The organism is Streptomyces sp. NPDC086989 (assembly GCF_044745505.1).
Lineage (GTDB): Bacteria > Actinomycetota > Actinomycetes > Streptomycetales > Streptomycetaceae > Streptomyces.
In genome coordinates this window covers 193375-210284 of record NZ_JBIVAL010000010.1, presented here as the reverse complement: position 1 = coordinate 210284, position 16910 = coordinate 193375, and the positions used below count along the sequence as shown (strand labels likewise).

Genomic DNA, 16910 nt, shown 5'->3' with positions numbered 1-16910 from the left:
TGGTGGGCCGCGTGCGGCACGGGGTCAAGCGTCCGGACCGGCGGCGCCGGCTGCGGCAGCGGCAGCGCCCCCGCCGGTCCCGGCGCGCAGGCGCCTGACGGCCTCGTTCAGCTCGCCCGCGCCCAGGACCCCGGCGAAGCTGAGCCGTACGTACGGACCCGGTGGCTCGGCGCAGAAGTACGGGCGGCCCCCCGCGACCGCGACCCCCGCGCGCAGGGCCGCTGCCGCGAAGGCCGCGTCGTCGCCCCCCTCGGCCATCCGCGCCCACAACTGGTATCCGCCCGAGGGCAGATGGGGCAGGGTCAGTCCGGGGAGCTCCCGGCGCAGCGCGCCCGCGAGCACGTCCCTCCGGTGGCGCAGCTCGGCGGCGACGGCCCGCAGGTGCCGGGGCCAGGCGGGCGCGCCGACCAGCTCCAGCGCCGCCTCCTGGAGCGGCCGGGACACGAAGAAGCTGTCCACGACCTGGATGGCCCGCAGCCGGTCCAGCACCGGGCCGCGTGCGGCGAGCGCGCCCACCCGCAGGCTGGGCGAGGTGGCCTTGGTCAGGGACCGGACGTGCACGACCACCCCGTCGTGGTCCTCGGCTGCCAGCGTCGGCGGCAGCGGTCCGGCGTCGTCGTGGCCCAGCGCCCGGGCGTAGTCGTCCTCCACCACGAAGGCCCCGGCGGCCCGCGCGATCCGCAGCACCTCGGCCCGCCGCTCAGGGGCCAGCACCGCGCCGGTCGGGTTCTGGAACAGCGGCTGGCACACGAACACCCGCGCCCCGGTCGCTTCGAAGGCGGCGGCCAGCAGCTCCGGCCGGACCCCTTCGGCGTCCACCGGGACGGGCACCGGCCGGCATCCCGAGGCGCGGGCGATGGCCAGCAGACCGGGGTAGGTCGGGGATTCCACCAGGACCGGCGCCCCGGGCGGGGCCAGCGCCCGCAGGGCGGTGGTCAGCGCGCTCTGCCCGCCCGCGGTGACCAGTACGTCGGCGGCGGCGACGGCCCCGCCGATCTCCCGGGCGAACCACTCGCGCAGCTCGGGCAGTCCTTCCATGGGCGGCCGTTCCCAGGCTCCGGGGCGCCGTCCGGCCCGGGCCAGTGCGGCGGCCATGGCCCGCTCGGGCTGGATGGAGGGGTGCAGGTAGCCGCTGTTGAGCCCGATCACCCCGGACGGCGGTGCGGCCAGGCAGACCAGCACCCCGGAGGCGTCCACCGAGCGCGGCACCACCTCGCCGGCGCCCTCGGCGCTGAGGGCGACCTCCTGCCAGGAGGTGTCTCCGGGCGCGGGGTCCGCCGTACGGGGCCGGGCCCGGAACACCCCGGCGCCGGGCCGGGTGACGACCAGCCCCTCGGCGGCCAGCTGCGCGAGGGCGCGGGAGACGGTGACGGGGCTGACCCGGTAGCGCTCGACCAGTGCCCGGCTCGACGGGAGCTTTCCACCCACCGAGTAGCGGTCGAGCTCCGACCGTAGGGATTCTGCCAGCTCCGCCACACTGCTACGCTCATACATGACAGCACAGAATAGCGCTACTCTCCCCACCACGATAGCGGTCGAGGGAACGGCCCGCCGGGTCGGCAGCGGCACCGCTCTCGCCGGGCTCGGCGTCGTCGCCTTCTCGCTGACGTTCCCCGCCACCGCCTGGGGCCTGGAGAGCTTCGGCCCGTGGTCCTTCGTCGCCGTGCGCAGCGTCCTCGCCGCCCTGATCGCCGGCGGCTTCCTGCTGGCCGGGCGCGTGCCGCTGCCCGCCCGCGTGCACTGGGCGGGCCTCGCCGTCGTCGCCGCCGGGGTGGTCGTCGGCTTCCCGCTGCTCACCACTCTGGCGCTGACCACCTCCACCACCTCGCACGCCGCCGTCGTCGTCGGCCTGCTCCCGCTCACCACGGCCGCCGTGTCCGCGCTGCGCACCGGCGTCCGCCCCTCGCGCCGGTTCTGGGGCGCGGCCGTCGCCGGGGCCGCCGTCGTGCTCGGCTTCACCCTGGCGCAGAGCGGCGGTTCCCTCTCCGCCGGCGACGGCTACCTGTTCGGGGCCCTGCTGGTGTGCGCGGCCGGGTACACCGAAGGCGGGCGCCTGGCCCGCGTCCTGCCCGGCTGGCAGGTCATCGGCTGGGCGCTGGTGCTGTGCCTGCCGCTCAGCGTGGCCGGCTCCGCGCTGGGGCTCGCGTACGAGCCGGTGCACGTGACCGGTCACGGGCTGGCCGGCCTGCTCTGGGCGGCGGCCGGCTCCACCTTCCTCGGCCTGTACGTCTGGTACCGCGGCATGGCCGAGATCGGCGCGCCGCGGGCCAGCCAGCTCCAGCTCGCACAGCCACTGCTGACCCTGGTGTGGTCGGTGGCGCTGCTGGGCGAGCACCTGTCCCCCGCCGCACCGGTCGCCGCCTGCGCGGTACTGGTCTGCATTGCCGTCACTCAGCGGGCCTAATCGCCGCGAACCGCCGTAAACTGCTGTCACCGGATCCAGACCGCCTCCGAGGAGGTCAGCATGCGCGCGACCGAGGGCGACCAGCTGGTTCAGCACGGCAGGATCGTGGGCCAGCACGACAAGGTCGGTGAAATCACTCAGGTACTCGGCGAGAACGGCACCCCTCCCTACCGGGTCCGCTTCTCCGACGGTCACGAGGCAGTCATGTCCCCGGGCCCCGACTGCGTCGTCAAGCACCCGACGGAGCCCACGCACTGACGGGACGCGGTCTCAGCGCGGCGGCACGGCCGTCGGATAGTGGTCGACGACGACCCTGGCCATCGCTCCGTTGGGGTCCGCGACCACCTGCTTCGCAGAGAAGTAGACGTGGCCGCGGACCTCGGGGAGCTCACGGGCGAACGTGAGGTGCCTCGACAGCTCCGCCGGATCGCGCCACGCGGCGGTGGAGCTGTCCGCGTCGCAGCGGTACAGCGCCTCGCCCACGTACAGGTCCACCCGGGTACCGGCGACGGTCTGCGCCCACCAGGGCACGATCTTCGCGTAGTCGGCGGTCGGGTGCCCGATCTGCCAGTACACCTGCGGCACGATGTAGTCGATCCAGCCCTCCCGGACCCACTTGCGGGTGTCCGCGTACAGGTCGTCGTACGTTTCGACGCCGGCCTGCGTCGGTGAACCGAGGGGGTCCCGGTCACTGTTGCGCCACACCGCGAAGGGACTGATGCCGAAGCGCGCCGCGGGGCGGACCGACCGGATCCGCTCGGACATCTCGCGGACGAGCGTGTCGGTGTTGGCACGGCGCCAGTCCGCGCGGGAGGCGAAGCCGCCGCCGTGGCGCGCGTACGCGTCGTCGTCGTCGAAGTACTTCCCGGCGGCGGGGTACGGGTAGAAGTAGTCGTCCCAGTGCACCCCGTCCACCTCGTAGCGCGAGACGGCGTCGAGCATCGCCTCCTGCACGAAGGCGCGCACCTCCGGCAGGCCCGGGTTGTAGTAGAGCTTGCCGTTGTACGGGACCGTCCAGTCGGGGTTGCGCCGCGCCGGATGGCCCTCGGCCAGGCGGTCAAGGTCGGTGTGGTTGGCCACCCGGTACGGATTGAACCAGGCGTGCAGTTCCAGCCCCCGGGCGTGGGCCTCGGCGACCGCGGTGCCGAGCGGGTCCCAGCCGGGGTCCTCCCCCTGCTCCCCGGTCAGCCACTGCGACCAGGGCTCGCGGGCGCCCGGCCACATCGAGTCGGCGGCCGGCCGGACCTGGAGGATCACCGCGTTCAGGCGGCGGGCGACGGCGGTGTCGAGGAGGCCGGTCAGCTCGTCCCGCTGGGCCTCGGCGTCCAGGCCGCTCTCGGAGGGCCAGTCCACGTTCTCCACAGACGCGATCCACATCGCGCGGAACTCGGCGGCCGCGTCCCGCCGCGCCCCCCTCCCCCGCACGGCCCGCGCCGCCCGGGCCGGGCCCGCGGCACCCGTCGCGGCCAGCAGCCCGGCGGCGCCTGCCAGCAGCCCCCGCCGTCCGATGTACGCCATGTGACGACTCCGTTCCGTTGCGTGACATTCCCCTGCGTGTGACAGCATGCCCGCCCCGGCCCCCCGCCATGGTCAAGGTCGGGGGTAACGTCGTGGGGCGTGGCGGGCGCCGGAATGCAGTGGACCACTGCGGAGCACGGGGGACCCGCCGACGGATGAGCAGCGAAAGGCACGAAGTGACTGACCTCCCTTCCGACATCACACGGGTCGGCGTAGTGGGCTGTGGCCAGATGGGTGCGGGCATCGCCGAGGTGTGCGCGCGCAGCGGCCTCGAGGTGAAGGTCGCCGAGACCACCGGCGAGGCCCTGGAGATCGGGCGCACCCGGCTGCACAACTCCCTGACGAAGGCCGCCGAACGCGGCAAGATCAGCGAGGAGGAGCGGGACGCCACCCTGGCCCGCCTCACGTTCACCACCGATCTCGGCGAGTTCGCCGACCGCGACCTCGTCATCGAGGCCGTCGTCGAGAACGAGCAGGTCAAGACGGAGATCTTCCAGGTCCTGGACCAGGTGATCACCCGCCCGGACGCGATCCTCGCCTCCAACACCTCCTCGATCCCGCTGGTCAAGCTGGCCGTCACGACCTCGCGGCCCGACCAGGTCATCGGCATCCACTTCTTCAACCCGGCGCCGGTGCAGCAGCTCGTCGAGCTGATCCCGGCGCTGACCACGAGCGAGGAGACCATCAAGCGGGCCGAGGCCCTGGTGGGGAAGGTCCTGGGCAAGCACGCGATCCGCGCCCAGGACCGGTCGGGCTTCGTCGTCAACGCGCTCCTGGTCCCCTACCTGCTGTCGGCGATCCGGATGTTCGAATCGGGCATCGCGAGCCGCGAGGACATCGACAACGGCATGGAGCTGGGCTGCGCCCACCCGATGGGTCCGCTCAAGCTCTCCGACCTGATCGGCCTCGACACGATCGCCTCGATCGCCGACTCGATGTACGCGGAGTACAAGGAGCCCCTGTACGCCGCTCCGCCGCTGCTCCAGCGGATGGTCGACGCGGGCCGCCTCGGCCGCAAGACCGGCTCGGGCTTCTACCCGTACGGCTGACCCGCACCCGGCTCCCGCCCCGCGGTCCGGGGCCTGCGGCCCGGGCCCCGCGGTCAGCCGAGCCGCAGATGGTGCAGGAGCAGCAGCCCGGCCGCCATGTTGGCGGCCGGGACCTCGCCCCGCGCGATCATGTCCGGCACCAGTTTGAGCGGCACCCACTCGCGGCGCGAGGACTCGAAGTCGTCCTCGGGATGTCCGATGTACGTCGCACCGTCCGCCCAGTAGAGGTGGTGGCGGGCGTCGGTCAGCCCGTTGGCCGGCTCGACGGTCATCAGGTGGTGGAGGGGCCCGGGCCGCCAGCCCGACTCCTCCTCCATCTCCCGGGCCGCGGCCGCCGCGATGTCCTCGCCGTCCTCGACCACGCCCGCGGGCAGTTCCCAGCCCCAGCTGTCGGTGATGAACCGGTGCCGCCACAACAGCAGCACCTCGTTGGCCTCGTTGACGGCCGTGGCGACGGCGACGGGCCGCAGCCGGATCACGAAGTGGTCCAGGTGCCGCCCGTCGGGAAGTTCCACATCCGCGAGGTTCACGTCGAACCAGCGGTTCCTGTACACGGTCTGCTCACTCAGGTTCGTCCACTGCACGGTCGTGCCACCTTCCGTTCGAGTAGGTGGCAACATGGCAGCAGTTCACGACCTCACAGGGGAACGCGCAGCGCCCCGTCGATCAGCTGCGCGGTCTCCTCCGCGCCGGAACACCCGCTGGTCAGCAGCTGTTCACGGACCGCGCGCAGCCGGTCCCGCAGCCTCAGCGACTCCATCCCCTTGGCCCGCTCGGCCATCTCGGCGGCAGCCGCCACCGCCCGGTCCGCCTCGCCCTGGCGCAGCTGGATCTCGCACAGCATCGCCAGCCGGTGGACCCGCCCCCGGTCGTGCGCCGGCGTCCCGACCGCCGCGGTCGCCTGCTCGTGGGCCGCGTGCAGATCGCCCAGGCTGAGCAGCGCCTCGGCCACCTGTACGTTGACCAGCCCGGGCTGTACGTACCCCGTCTCGTCCGGCTCCGTGCCGGGCCGGATCCGCTCGGCGGCCGCCTCGGCGCGACGGATGCAGGCCAGCGCGGCGGCGGTGTCGCCGAGCTGGGCGTACGCCTTGGCCTGCATGGCGTACAGGTCGGCGGCCAGGGCCGGGGTGATGTGCCGGCCGGCGGCGCGCAGCGCGGCCTCGGCGAAGGCGACGGCCTGGCGGTACTCCCGCAGGTGCAGGGACTGGTTGACGATCAGCGCGATCACGTAGGCGCCCAGGCCCCGGTCCCCGCTCGCCTTCGCGAGCCGCAGCGCCTGGTGGAAGTAGCGCTGGGCGAGCCCGTGGGCGTCCGAGTCGTACGCGCAGATCCCCGCCACCGCCACCAGGGAACCGGTGGCCCGGTGCAGCTGGCGGCCGAGGCCGTCGGGGTAGCCGCCGCGCAGCATGGGCGCGGTCTCGCTGCCCAGGAAGCGGACGATCCGGGCCCTGGTGGCCACGCCGCCGGCCCGCCGGTACATCAGCTCGTAGTGCGCCCGGGCGGCCCGGAGGATCTCGATGTGCTCGGGGCCGATCCGGTTCGGGCCGTCGCGGGAGACGTCCGCGTCCTCGGGCGGGTTCTCCCACTCCCAGACCGGGATCACCGCGGGCGTTCCGGTGACGGCCTCGGCGGTGAGCAGCTGGTAGCGGCCCTGCTCGTCGGAACGCCACAGGGCGGCGGCCCGGTCGACGAAGCCGCTGAGCGGGGAGCCGTGCGGGGACACGGGCTGGCCCGGCATGCCGAGCCCGACGTCGTCCAGCGACACCGGGCGGCGCAGGCGGCCGCCGAGCACCTCGCAGATCAGGTCGGGGACCTGGCCGCGCGGCCGCTGTCCCTTCAACCACCGGGTGACGGCGGTGTGTTCGTAGCGCAGTGCCAGTCCGCGGGACCGGCCGGCCTGGTTGACGTGCGCCGCCAGTCCGGCGTGGGACATGCCCGCCTCGGCGAGGAGGGCGTCGAGCAGGGCGTTGGGCTGCATGGGCCCCTCCAAGGGCTCTTCGGTTCCCAGGCTAGTGGGTGTGCGGTTCACACGGGGTGTGAACCGAGTACGCGCATAAATGCGATACGCACCCTGCCGCAACGGGCCCCGGGAGCGCTTCACTTAAGAGCCTCGCCAAAGAGGCAGCCCGGGTCGTCGGCTCCCCCTCGTACAGTGCGACGACCCGCACCGCGCCGCCCGCCTTGCTGTCTGCCCGACACTCCATGGCAGGCGGGCGGCGCGCTCCGGCTCCGCCGGCGCCCGGTTGGTCGCCGGGCCCCGGCAGGGGGCCGTGGAACGCGCGCCGGGCCCTCCCACCGGGCCCGGTGTGCGGTTCCCGCCCGGCAGCCTCGCCCACGGACACCGCACTGCACGGCACCTGCAGGGCGCCGCCGTCCGCGAGTTGAGCGCCGGCGCTCCGGTGACGGGGCGGCGGGCACGCCCGCGACCAGCCGCACGGGCGTGCCCGCCGACGGCCGCCGCGCGAGCGTACGTCCTCGGCGCCGTCGCCGCCCGGGAACAGGGCCTCTCCGGCACGCAGCCGACCGTGACCCCGCCCGGCCGGGCCGCGCCCGGGCCGCCCGGAGCGGCGGACACCGCTCATCGGGCTCTCACCCGCACGAGTGAGGGCCCTCGGGCACCGCCGCCCACGCACGAGGGGCGTGTCCGGTGTTCCGGACACGCCCCTCAACTCCTCCGGCCGCGGCGGCGGTTATGCGCCGCGCAGCACCGCGCCCGTGCGCTCGGCGGCCAGGGCCACCGCCGCGTCGCGCGCGGCCGTGGACTCCTCGGCCGTCAGCGTGCGGTCGGCCGCGCGGAAGCGCAGCGCGTACGCCAGGGACTTCTTGCCCTCGCCGACCTGCTCACCGGTGAACACGTCGAACAGCCGCAGGGACTCCAGCAGTTCGCCGGCGCCCTTGCGCAGCGCGGCCTCGACCGCGGCCGCCGGAACCGACGCGTCCACGATCAGGGCGACGTCCTGGGTCGCCACCGGGAAGGTGGAGATCCGGGGCGCCTGCACGGCGCCGCCGCCGGCCGCCGCGAGACGGTCCAGGTCGAGCTCCATGGCGCTGGTGCGGGCCGGCAGGCCCATCGCCTTGACGACGCGCGGGTGCAGCTCACCGGCGTGGCCGATGACCGTCTCCACCCCGTCCAGGGTGACGAGCAGCTCGGCGCACCGGCCCGGGTGCCACGGCCCGTACTGGCCCTGGCGCACGACGAGCTCCGCACCGGCCTCGACGGCCAGCGAGCGCGCGGCCTGCACCGCGTCCGCCCAGTCGGCCGGGCGGCCCTTGCCCCACCAGCCGGCCTGCTCGCGCGCACCGGCCAGCACGACCGCGGCGTACCGCGGCTGGGCGGGCAGGGCGGCGTTCAGCGTGGCGATCTCCTCGGCCGTCGGACGCCGGTCGACGGGCAGTCGTACGGCGACACCGGGCTGCTTGCCGGCCCGGAAGACCGAACCGGTCTCGAAGAGGGCGAGGTCGTGGCTGCCCCGGCTGTCGTTGCGGCGCAGCGCGCCCAGCAGGCCCGGCAGCAGCGTGGTGCGCAGCGCCGGCTCCTCGTCGGAGATCGGGTTGACCAGCTTGACGACCTGGCGGGCCGCGTCGTGCGCGGGCAGCTGGAGCTGGTCGAAGACGCCCTCGCCGACGAACGGGTAGCTGAGCGCCTCGACGTAGCCCGCGCCGGCCAGCGCACGGCCGACCCGCCGGTGCAGCTGCTGCCGGGCGGTCAGACCGCGGCCGGAGGGCAGCTGCGGCAGGGTCGACGGGAGGTTCCCGTAGCCCTCCAGCCGGATGACCTCTTCCGCGAGGTCGTTGGGCTCGGCGAGGTCGGGCCGCCACGACGGGACGGTGACGACGAGCTCGTCCTGGCCGTAGACGTCGCAGCCGACCTCCTGGAGGCGGCGGACGACGGTCTCGCGGCCGTAGTCCATGCCCGCGACGCGGTCCGGGTGGTCCGCGCGCATCGCGATGGTGCGCGGGGCTCCGGGGGCGGTGAGCTCGGTGACTCCGGCCTCGGCGGTGCCGCCCGCGAGCAGCACGAGCAGGTCGACGGTGCGCTGCGCGGCCGCGGAGGCCGCCTGCGGGTCGACTCCGCGCTCGAAGCGCTTGGAGGCCTCGGAGGCGAGCTTGTGGCGGCGGGCGCTGCGGGAGATCGTCAGCGCGTCGAAGTGCGCGGCCTCGATGACGACGTCCGTGGTGCCGGTGACGGCGCCGGTCTCGGGGTCGGTCACGGAGTCGGCGATCTCGGTGTTGGCACCGCCCATGACGCCGGCCAGGCCGATGGGCCCGCTGTTGTCGGTGATCACCAGGTCCTCGGCGTCGAGCGTGCGCTTGACCCCGTCGAGGGTGGTGAACTTCTCGCCCTGCTCGGCCCGGCGCACGCCGATGGCGCCGTCCAGGCGGGAGCGGTCGTAGGCGTGCAGCGGCTGGCCCAGTTCGAGCATCACGTAGTTGGTGACGTCGACGGCGAGCGAGATCGGCCGCATGCCGGCCTTCTGCAGGCGCCGCGTGAGCCAGATCGGGGACTTCGCCTCGGGGTCGAGACCGGTCACCGTACGGGCGGTGAAGCGGTCGCAGCCGGCCGGGTCGTCGATCTTGACCAGGTAGCCGTACGAGTTCGGCGCGGGCACGTCGAGCAGCGCCGGGTCGCGCAGCGGCAGGCCGTACGCGGTGGCGGTCTCACGGGCCACGCCGCGCATCGACAGGCAGTAGCCGCGGTCCGGGGTGACGGCGATGTCGAGGACCTCGTCGACGAGCTGGAGCAGCTCGATCGCGTCGGTGCCGACCTCGTGCTCCGGCGGCAGCACGATGATGCCGTGCGTGCCGTCGTCGCCCATGCCGAGCTCCTCGCCGGAGCAGATCATGCCGTGGGAGGTCCGGCCGTACGTCTTGCGCGAGGCGATCGCGAAGTCGCCGGGCAGGACGGCGCCGGGCAGGACCACGACGACCTTGTCGCCGACGGAGAAGTTCCGGGCGCCGCAGACGATCTCCTGCGGCTCGCCGGTGCCGTTGGCCTGGCCGACGTCGACCGTGCAGAAACGGATCGGCTTGCGGAAGCCCTCGAGCTCCTCGATGGTCAGCACCTGGCCGACGACCAGGGGGCCCTTGAGGCCCGCGCCGAGCTGCTCGACGGTCTCGACCTCGAGACCGGCGTCGATGAGCCTGGCCTGTACGTCACGACCGGTTTCGCCCGCAGGCAGGTCGACGTACTCCCGCAGCCAAGAAAGCGGGACCCGCATCAGATCTCCATCCCGAACGGCCGGGTGAACCGGACGTCACCCTCGACCATGTCTCGCATGTCTTCGACGTTGTGGCGGAACATCAGCATCCGCTCGATGCCGAACCCGAAGGCGAACCCGCTGTACTTCTCGGGGTCCACACCGCAGGCGATGAGCACCTTGGGGTTGACCATCCCGCAGCCGCCGAGCTCGATCCAGCCCTCGCTGGAGCAGGTGCGGCACGGGCGGTCGGGGTTGCCCACCGACTCGCCGCGGCACACGTAGCACTGCATGTCCATCTCGGCGGACGGCTCGGTGAACGGGAAGAAGTTCGGGCGCAGCCGGGTGGTCATGTCCTTGCCGAAGAGTGCCTGGACCATGTGGTCCAGGGTGCCCTTCAGGTCGGCCATGGTCAGGCCCTCGTCGACGGCGAGCAGCTCGACCTGGTGGAAGACCGGGGTGTGCGTCGCGTCGAGCTCGTCGGTGCGGAACACCCGGCCCGGGCAGACCACGTACACGGGCGGCTCCCGGTCGAGCAGCGAGCGCGCCTGCACCGGGGAGGTGTGGGTGCGCAGCACGACGCCGGACTCGTCGCCCTCGGTGCCTTCCGGCCCCTGGACGAAGAAGGTGTCCTGCATCTGGCGCGCCGGGTGGTCGGGCGTGAAGTTGAGGGCGTCGAAGTTGAACCACTCCGCCTCGACCTCGGGGCCCTCGGCCACCTCGTAGCCCATGGCCGTGAAGATGTCCGCGATGCGGTCCATCAGCGTGGTCAGGGGGTGCCGGGCACCGGCGGGGACGCGGTCGTAGGGCAGCGTGACGTCCACCGCCTCCTCGACCAGCACCCGCTCGTCGCGCTCCGCTTCGAGCTCGACCGTGCGGGCCCCGAAGGCCTTGTTCACGGCGCCGCGGGCCTGGCCCACGCGCTTGCCCGCCTCGGCCTTGGCCTGCGGCGGCAGGGCGCCGATCTCGCGGTTGGCGAGCGCCAGGGGCGAGCGGTCGCCCATGTGCGCGGTCTTCGCCTCACGCAGCGCGTCGAGGTCGCCGGCGGCCGCGAAGGCGGCGAGCGCCTCGTCCCGCATGCGCTCGATCTCTTCCGGTTTCAGTGCCTCGACCTCGACAGGGTCGTACGACTTGTTCGGTGCCGACATCTCTTCCCGTACTTCCGATGGCTGGCTGGTGGAACCCCGCGCGATCCGCTCGACCGTCTCGATCGACAGATTCGGACGAGTCCCAAAGGTGCCAAAGGACGAGTCTAAAGGTCGCCGGGGGTGAAGGAGCCCGTGGGCCGCCTGGCGAGACGCTCCGCAGGGTCACTGCGTGAGGTAGGCCGGCGCCCCCACGGGCAGGATAAATCGGAACTCGGCGCCGCCGCCGGGGCCGCGGCCGACCGTGATGGTGCCGCCGTGGGCCTCGACGATGCCCTTGACGATGTACAGGCCCAGGCCGGTGCCGCCGCGCTTGCTCCCCCGCCAGAAGCGGGTGAAGACGCGGCCCATCGACTCCTCGGGGATCCCGGGGCCCTCGTCGGTCACGGTGACGGCGGTTCCCTTCTCGGTCTTGCCCGCTGCATTGGCCAGGCTCGTCGGCGACACCTCGATGGTGACCGTTCCCTCGCCGTGCCGCACCGCATTTTCGAGGAGGTTGCCGAGGATCTGGTCGATCTTGTCCGGATCGGCCCACAGCGCGGGCAGCGGGCAGCTGACCCGTACGAGGAACCGGTCGGGCGACTGCCCGTTCGCGGTGAGCGCCTGCACGTGGCGGCCCACGGCGGTGGCGATGTCCACCGGCTGCCGGCGCACCTCCAGGCGGCCCGAGTCGATGCGGGAGATGTCGAGGAGCTCGGCGATCAGCCGGGTGACGCGGTTGGCGTCGGCGTCGACGGTCTCCAGCATCAGCCGCTTCTGGTCGTCGGTGAACCGCTCCCACTTGGCGAGCAGCGTCGCGGTGAACCCCTTGACGGAGGTCAGCGGCGAGCGGAGCTCGTGCGCGACGGTGGCGATCAGCTCGGCATGGCTGCGCTCGGTGCGGCGGCGGGCCTCGGTGCCGCGCAGGGTGACGACGAGGCGGCGCAGCGGGCCCGTGGGGTGCGTGCGCACGTACCGGGCGGAGACGAGCACCTCACGGCCGCCGGGCAGCAGGAGGTTGCGCTCCGGCTGGCCGCGCCGGGTGGCGAGGCCCCCGTACGGGTCGGTCAGCGTCCACCAGCGGCGGCCCTCGAGGTCCTCCAGCGGCAGCACCCGCTCGATGCGCAGGCCGAGCGCCTCGCCGGGGGCGAGGGCGGTGAGCCGTGCGGCGGCGGAGTTGAAGCAGATCACCCGGCCGGTGTGGTCGGCGACGACGAGCCCGTCCGGCAGGTCGTCGGGGTCGATCCCGGTCGCGCCGGAGTCGGGGAGGTCGCAGGGCTCGGCTGCGGCGGCCGCGCCGGCGCGGCCCGCACCCTGCGGGGGGACGGCCGGCAGGGACTGCGTCGTACCGGGCGCCTTCACGGCCCCCGGCGAGCTGTTCGTACCCACGGTCATGTCCTCGTACCCCACATCTCCGAGTAGCGCAGTGGGCCCCCCGGGCCGCCACATTACTAGCTGGGGGTCACGGAGCGGCACCCTCCGGGCGCCCGCTGTGCACGCGCGGAGGCGTAGAGGCACACGGCGGCGGCCGTGGCGAGGTTCAGGCTCTCGGCCTTGCCGTGGATCGGGACGCGTACGACGGCGTCCGCGAGCGCCCGGGTCTCCTCGGGCAGCCCCCACGCCTCGTTGCCGAAGACCCAGGCCGAGGGGCCGCCCATGGTGCCCGCGTCGAGCTCGGCGTCCAGGTCGTCCTCGCCGGCGCCGTCGGCCGCGAGGATGCGCACACCGGCCGCCCGCAGCCCTGCGACGGCCTCCTCGACGGGCACGCCGACGGCCACCGGCAGGTGGAAGAGGGAGCCCACGGAGGCCCGTACGGACTTGGGGTTGTACAGGTCCACGGAGGCGTCGGTCAGCACGACCGCGTCCGCTCCGGCGGCGTCCGCGCAGCGCAGCACGGTGCCCGCGTTCCCCGGGTCGCGGACGTGGGCGAGGACGGCCACGAGCTTGGGCCCGGCCTTGAGGATGTCCTCGAACGGCGAGTCGAGGAAGTGGCAGACGCCGACGATGCCCTGCGGGGTGACGGTCTGCGAGACCTCGGCGAGCACCTCGTCGGAGGCGTAGTGCACGCGCGCGCCGGCGGCCAGCGCGGCGTCGATGATCCCGGCGTAGCGCTCGGCGGCCTCGACGGTGGCGAACAGCTCGATCAGGGTCGACGCGCCCTCGGCGCCGCGGTGCTCGACGGCCTCGCGGACGGCCTGGGGGCCCTCGGCGATGAAGCGGCGCTCCTTGGTGCGGAAGTTGCGCCGCGCCAGTCGCCTGGCGGCGGCCACCCGCGGGGACCGGGGGGAGATCAGCTCGGCGGGGGCGGGGGTACCCATGGCGGTCGGCTCGCTTCCGTGCGTACTGCGGGTCGAAACAGGTGGATCGGCTCGGCTACAACGCACCGGACCCGCAGGCGCAGGGCCTGCGGGTCCGGGCTGAAGCCTGTGAAGGGCTTGCTGCTCAGGCGGCAGCGGGGGCCTTCGGGGCGTTCACGTCGGCCGGAAGCGCCTTCTGCGCAACCTCGACGAGCGCGGCGAAAGCGTTGGCGTCGTTGACGGCCAGCTCCGCGAGGATCTTGCGGTCCACCTCGATGTTGGCGGCCTTCAGACCCTGGATGAGGCGGTTGTACGTCATGCCGTTCTGGCGGGCAGCGGCGTTGATGCGCTGGATCCACAGCTGACGGAAGTCGCCCTTGCGCTTCTTGCGGTCGTTGAAGTTGTAGACCAGCGAGTGGGTGACCTGCTCCTTGGCCTTGCGGTACAGGCGCGAACGCTGACCGCGGTAGCCGGAGGCCGCCTCGAGGATCGCCCGGCGCTTCTTGTGGGCGTTTACTGCCCGCTTGACGCGTGCCACTTTTTAACTCCTTGTAGCGGGGCCGTGGGTGTCTTCACACGGCCCGAATTCAGATGGGGTCCCGGTCTTGACGTCCGCTCCCGGCAGGGGGAGCGGAGAACGTCACTTGCCGAGAAGCTTCTTGATCTTCGCGGCGTCGCCGGGAGCCATCTCCGCGTTGCCGGTGAGGCGGCGGGTCACACGGGACGACTTGTGCTCGAGCAGGTGGCGCTTACCGGCGCGCTCACGGAGCACCTTGCCGGAGCCGGTGATCTTGAAGCGCTTCTTGGTACCGCTGTGCGTCTTGTTCTTCGGCATAGCGCCGTTATCTCCTCGTCGGTGGCGCCCCCAGCCGGTCCGGTGGGACCGGCGCCCGGGGGCGTCATGTTGTGTCGGTGATCCGAGACAGGCTGCCTCGGAATCAGGCCTCGGCCGGTGCCTCGGGAGAGGCGTCCTCGGTGGCCTCGGCAGAGGCGACCTCGGTGCCCTCCTCGACGGGGGCTTCCTCGGAAGGAGCCTCGTCGGCGGCGACACCCTGGCGCTCGGCCTTGCGGGCGGCCTGCGCCTCGCGGGCTTCGGCCATCGCCTCGGTCTTCTTCTTGTGCGGACCGAGGACCATGATCATGTTTCGGCCGTCCTGCTTCGGGTTCGACTCGATGAAGCCGAGCTCCTCGACGTCCGAAGCGAGACGCTGCAGCAGTCGGTAGCCGAGTTCCGGCCGGGACTGCTCGCGACCACGGAACATGATCGTGATCTTGACCTTGTCGCCCTGCTTGAGGAACCGAACGACGTGACCCTTCTTGGTGTCATAGTCGTGCGGGTCGATCTTCGGCCGGAGCTTCATTTCCTTGATGACCGTGTGCGCCTGGTTCTTGCGCGCCTCACGGGCCTTCATGGCCGACTCGTACTTGAACTTGCCGTAGTCCATGAGCTTGCAGACCGGCGGGCGTGCAGACGCCGCGACCTCGACCAGGTCCAGGTCGTACTCCTGCGCGAGCTCAAGCGCCTTCGCAAGCGGGACGATGCCCACCTGTTCGCCGCTGGGACCGACGAGTCGCACCTCAGGGACACGAATCCGATCGTTGATGCGGGGCTCGGTGCTGATGGATCCTCCTCGGTAGCACCACACGACTGTCTGGCAGACAGCCGCTGACGTCTTGTGTCGTCAGACCTACCGCGGCGGAACACGAAAAAGCCCCGCCGGGCACAGGCAGGGGCTCCAATACAACCGGAGCACCGCCGCATGTGATCGCGGGGCGCAGACTCGGGCAGCTTTCCATCGTCCGTACGGAACGATGGATGCCGCCTGACCGGTGACCCGCCGCCCCGGAGGGTGGTCGGGTGGGAGAACGGAGCCTCCACTTGTGGGCCGGGGACATGCGTCTCCGGCCGGTCTTCAGCCCAATATAGCATTCCGCGCCGGGTCCGCTCACCCGGCGGCCGTCCCGCGCAGCGCAGGGGCCGCCGCCCGGCGGGCACCCCGCCGGGGGCAGGTCGGCGGCCCGCGCGGCCCGGCTTATCGTGTGAGGCATGACTGACGCGACCCCCACCCCCGCCACCGAGGCCGGCGCCACGCCGGACGCTCCCGACTACGACGCCATGACCCGCGACATCGCGGACGTGCCCGCCGTCGAGGTGATCACCACGGTGGCCGTGCACCTGCTGAGCGCCGCGGCGGTCAACCTGGGCCTGGACAAGCCGGACTCCGAGCACAAGGACCTCGACGAGGCCCGCAAGCTGATCACGGCCCTGGCCGGCCTGGTCACGGCGAGCGCCACCGAGATCAGCTCCTTCCACGCGGCCCCGCTGCGCGACGGCCTGAAGTCGCTGCAGCTCGCCTTCCGCGAGGCCTCGATCGTGCCGGACGAGCCGGGCCAGGGTCCGGGCGAGAAGTTCACGGGTCCGGTCTTCGGCTGAGCCGCGGGACCTGATCGGGACGGTACGCGGAGGGGCCGGGGCGCTGCCCCGGCCCTTCTCTCATGCGCCCCTTCCTTCATGCGCCCGCGCCAACGCCCCTTGGGCCGGCTCAGCGGGTGAAGACGCCCCGTGGCGGCTGCGGCTCAGCGGGTGAAGAGCGGCTCTCCGGCCGGGGCCGCGGCCTCCGCGGGGAGCAGGGCCAGGTCCAGTCCGCGTACCAGGCGGGCCCGCAGCGTCTCGTCGGCGGCCAGCGCCTCCGCGACGCGGCGGGCCGCGGTGTGGGCCTGCTCACCGTCGGCGAGCACGATCGCGAGCGTGCCGTCGGAGTCGGCCCCGCCCGGGCCCAGGTGGGCGCGGAGCACGGCCGGCTCGGCCGCCACGGCGGCGCGTACGGCCTCCCGGACCGCGGGGTCGGCCAGCGGGCCGGCGTCGGTGCGCCCCTCGGCCAGCGCGAGCAGCGCGGGGCCGGTGAGCTGGTAGGTGACGGGGCCGGCCAGGTCCAGGACCACGGTGTCGGCCTTCTCGTGCGCGGCGGCCGCCAGGGCCTGGTGCAGCGGAACGGCCACGGGGCGGGCCGCCGGGTCCCACAGCGCCAGCGAGGCGGTCGAGGTGAACGCGGGCAGTGCCCGCCGGTCGCCCGCCCGCAGGGTCGGGACGGCCATGTCACTGGTCTTCTCGCGCTGGAGGCCGGTCTCCGGGTCGGTCTCGACCTCGCCGAGGACGGCGACGACGGGGACCAGCAGGCGGGCGCCCTTGAGGGCGGCCAGCACCTCGGGCTCCTTCGCCCGGTCTTCGGACCAGGCGGCCAGGGCCGCACTCAGCCGGGGGTCGGCGGAGCCGTCGTCGTCGGAGTAGCCGGGGTCGGGAATGTTTTTGTTCGCCACAG

Annotated in this window: 16 protein-coding genes; 4 read left to right on the top strand and 12 right to left on the bottom strand. The window is 73.2% G+C overall.

What is annotated here, in order from left to right; all coding sequences use genetic code 11:
* Positions 1-24 precede the first annotated feature (24 nt).
* The gene (locus tag ACIPK4_RS25030; protein WP_402316056.1) at positions 25-1494 is read right to left on the bottom strand and encodes a PLP-dependent aminotransferase family protein; all 1470 of its coding nucleotides are present in this window, start codon (positions 1492-1494) and stop codon (positions 25-27) included.
* On the opposite strand from ACIPK4_RS25030, the gene ACIPK4_RS25025 reads away from it, so the two are divergent.
* Positions 1493-2404: a DMT family transporter gene (locus ACIPK4_RS25025; RefSeq protein WP_402316054.1), complete on the top strand. Its 912-nt coding sequence runs from the start codon at positions 1493-1495 to the stop codon at positions 2402-2404. The two genes, ACIPK4_RS25030 and ACIPK4_RS25025, sit on opposite strands and share 2 nt — an antisense overlap.
* 60 nt (positions 2405-2464) lie before the next feature.
* Positions 2465-2662, top strand: coding sequence for a DUF1918 domain-containing protein (locus ACIPK4_RS25020; protein WP_030294415.1), 198 nt, complete (start codon positions 2465-2467; stop codon positions 2660-2662).
* Between the two features lie 12 nt (positions 2663-2674).
* On the opposite strand, the gene ACIPK4_RS25015 is transcribed toward ACIPK4_RS25020, so the two are convergent.
* The gene (locus ACIPK4_RS25015) at positions 2675-3922 is read right to left on the bottom strand and encodes a glycoside hydrolase family 10 protein (RefSeq protein WP_402316052.1); all 1248 of its coding nucleotides are present in this window, start codon (positions 3920-3922) and stop codon (positions 2675-2677) included.
* Between the two features lie 155 nt (positions 3923-4077).
* Between ACIPK4_RS25015 and ACIPK4_RS25010 the strand changes: the two genes are divergently transcribed.
* Positions 4078-4971 (top strand): 3-hydroxybutyryl-CoA dehydrogenase, encoded by an 894-nt coding sequence (locus ACIPK4_RS25010; protein ID WP_063789474.1) that lies wholly within the window; start codon positions 4078-4080, stop codon positions 4969-4971.
* A 53-nt stretch (positions 4972-5024) separates the two neighbouring features.
* On the opposite strand, the gene ACIPK4_RS25005 is transcribed toward ACIPK4_RS25010, so the two are convergent.
* The 9 genes from ACIPK4_RS25005 to infC form a co-directional block, all read right to left on the bottom strand.
* Entirely contained in the window at positions 5025-5555 is a 531-nt protein-coding gene (locus ACIPK4_RS25005; protein WP_376201664.1) for an NUDIX hydrolase, read from the bottom strand.
* 53 nt (positions 5556-5608) lie between these two features.
* Positions 5609-6949, bottom strand: a complete 1341-nt coding sequence (locus tag ACIPK4_RS25000; protein ID WP_402316050.1) for a transcriptional regulator — start codon at positions 6947-6949, stop codon at positions 5609-5611.
* A 712-nt stretch (positions 6950-7661) separates the two neighbouring features.
* A complete protein-coding gene (pheT, locus tag ACIPK4_RS24995) occupies positions 7662-10190 on the bottom strand; it encodes a phenylalanine--tRNA ligase subunit beta (protein ID WP_402316048.1) in 2529 nt (842 codons plus the stop codon).
* A complete protein-coding gene (pheS, locus tag ACIPK4_RS24990; protein WP_054226110.1) occupies positions 10190-11317 on the bottom strand; it encodes a phenylalanine--tRNA ligase subunit alpha in 1128 nt (375 codons plus the stop codon). The genes pheT and pheS overlap by 1 nt, the downstream gene beginning before the upstream one ends.
* Positions 11318-11479: 162 nt before the next feature.
* Positions 11480-12688 (bottom strand): ATP-binding protein, encoded by a 1209-nt coding sequence (locus ACIPK4_RS24985; RefSeq protein WP_082410916.1) that lies wholly within the window; start codon positions 12686-12688, stop codon positions 11480-11482.
* Positions 12689-12744: 56 nt separating this feature from the next.
* Positions 12745-13611 carry a TrmH family RNA methyltransferase gene (locus tag ACIPK4_RS24980; RefSeq protein ID WP_376203927.1) on the bottom strand — a complete coding sequence of 289 codons (867 nt, stop codon included), beginning with the start codon at positions 13609-13611 and terminating at the stop codon, positions 12745-12747.
* 124 nt (positions 13612-13735) lie between these two features.
* Complete coding sequence (gene rplT / locus ACIPK4_RS24975; RefSeq protein ID WP_008741875.1) at positions 13736-14128, bottom strand: 50S ribosomal protein L20; 393 nt, start codon at positions 14126-14128, stop codon at positions 13736-13738.
* Positions 14129-14230: 102 nt separating this feature from the next.
* Positions 14231-14425, bottom strand: coding sequence for a 50S ribosomal protein L35 (rpmI, locus tag ACIPK4_RS24970; protein ID WP_054226107.1), 195 nt, complete (start codon positions 14423-14425; stop codon positions 14231-14233).
* Positions 14426-14528: 103 nt separating this feature from the next.
* On the bottom strand, positions 14529-15236 hold the full coding sequence (infC, locus tag ACIPK4_RS24965; protein WP_376203931.1) for a translation initiation factor IF-3: 708 nt from the start codon (positions 15234-15236) through the stop codon (positions 14529-14531).
* 401 nt (positions 15237-15637) lie between these two features.
* Between infC and ACIPK4_RS24960 the strand changes: the two genes are divergently transcribed.
* A complete protein-coding gene (locus ACIPK4_RS24960; protein ID WP_054226105.1) occupies positions 15638-16024 on the top strand; it encodes a DUF1844 domain-containing protein in 387 nt (128 codons plus the stop codon).
* A 143-nt stretch (positions 16025-16167) separates the two neighbouring features.
* Here ACIPK4_RS24960 and ACIPK4_RS24955 read toward each other — a convergent pair whose 3' ends face one another.
* On the bottom strand, positions 16168-16908 hold the full coding sequence (locus ACIPK4_RS24955) for an SseB family protein (RefSeq protein ID WP_402316044.1): 741 nt from the start codon (positions 16906-16908) through the stop codon (positions 16168-16170).
* Positions 16909-16910: the final 2 nt, after the last annotated feature.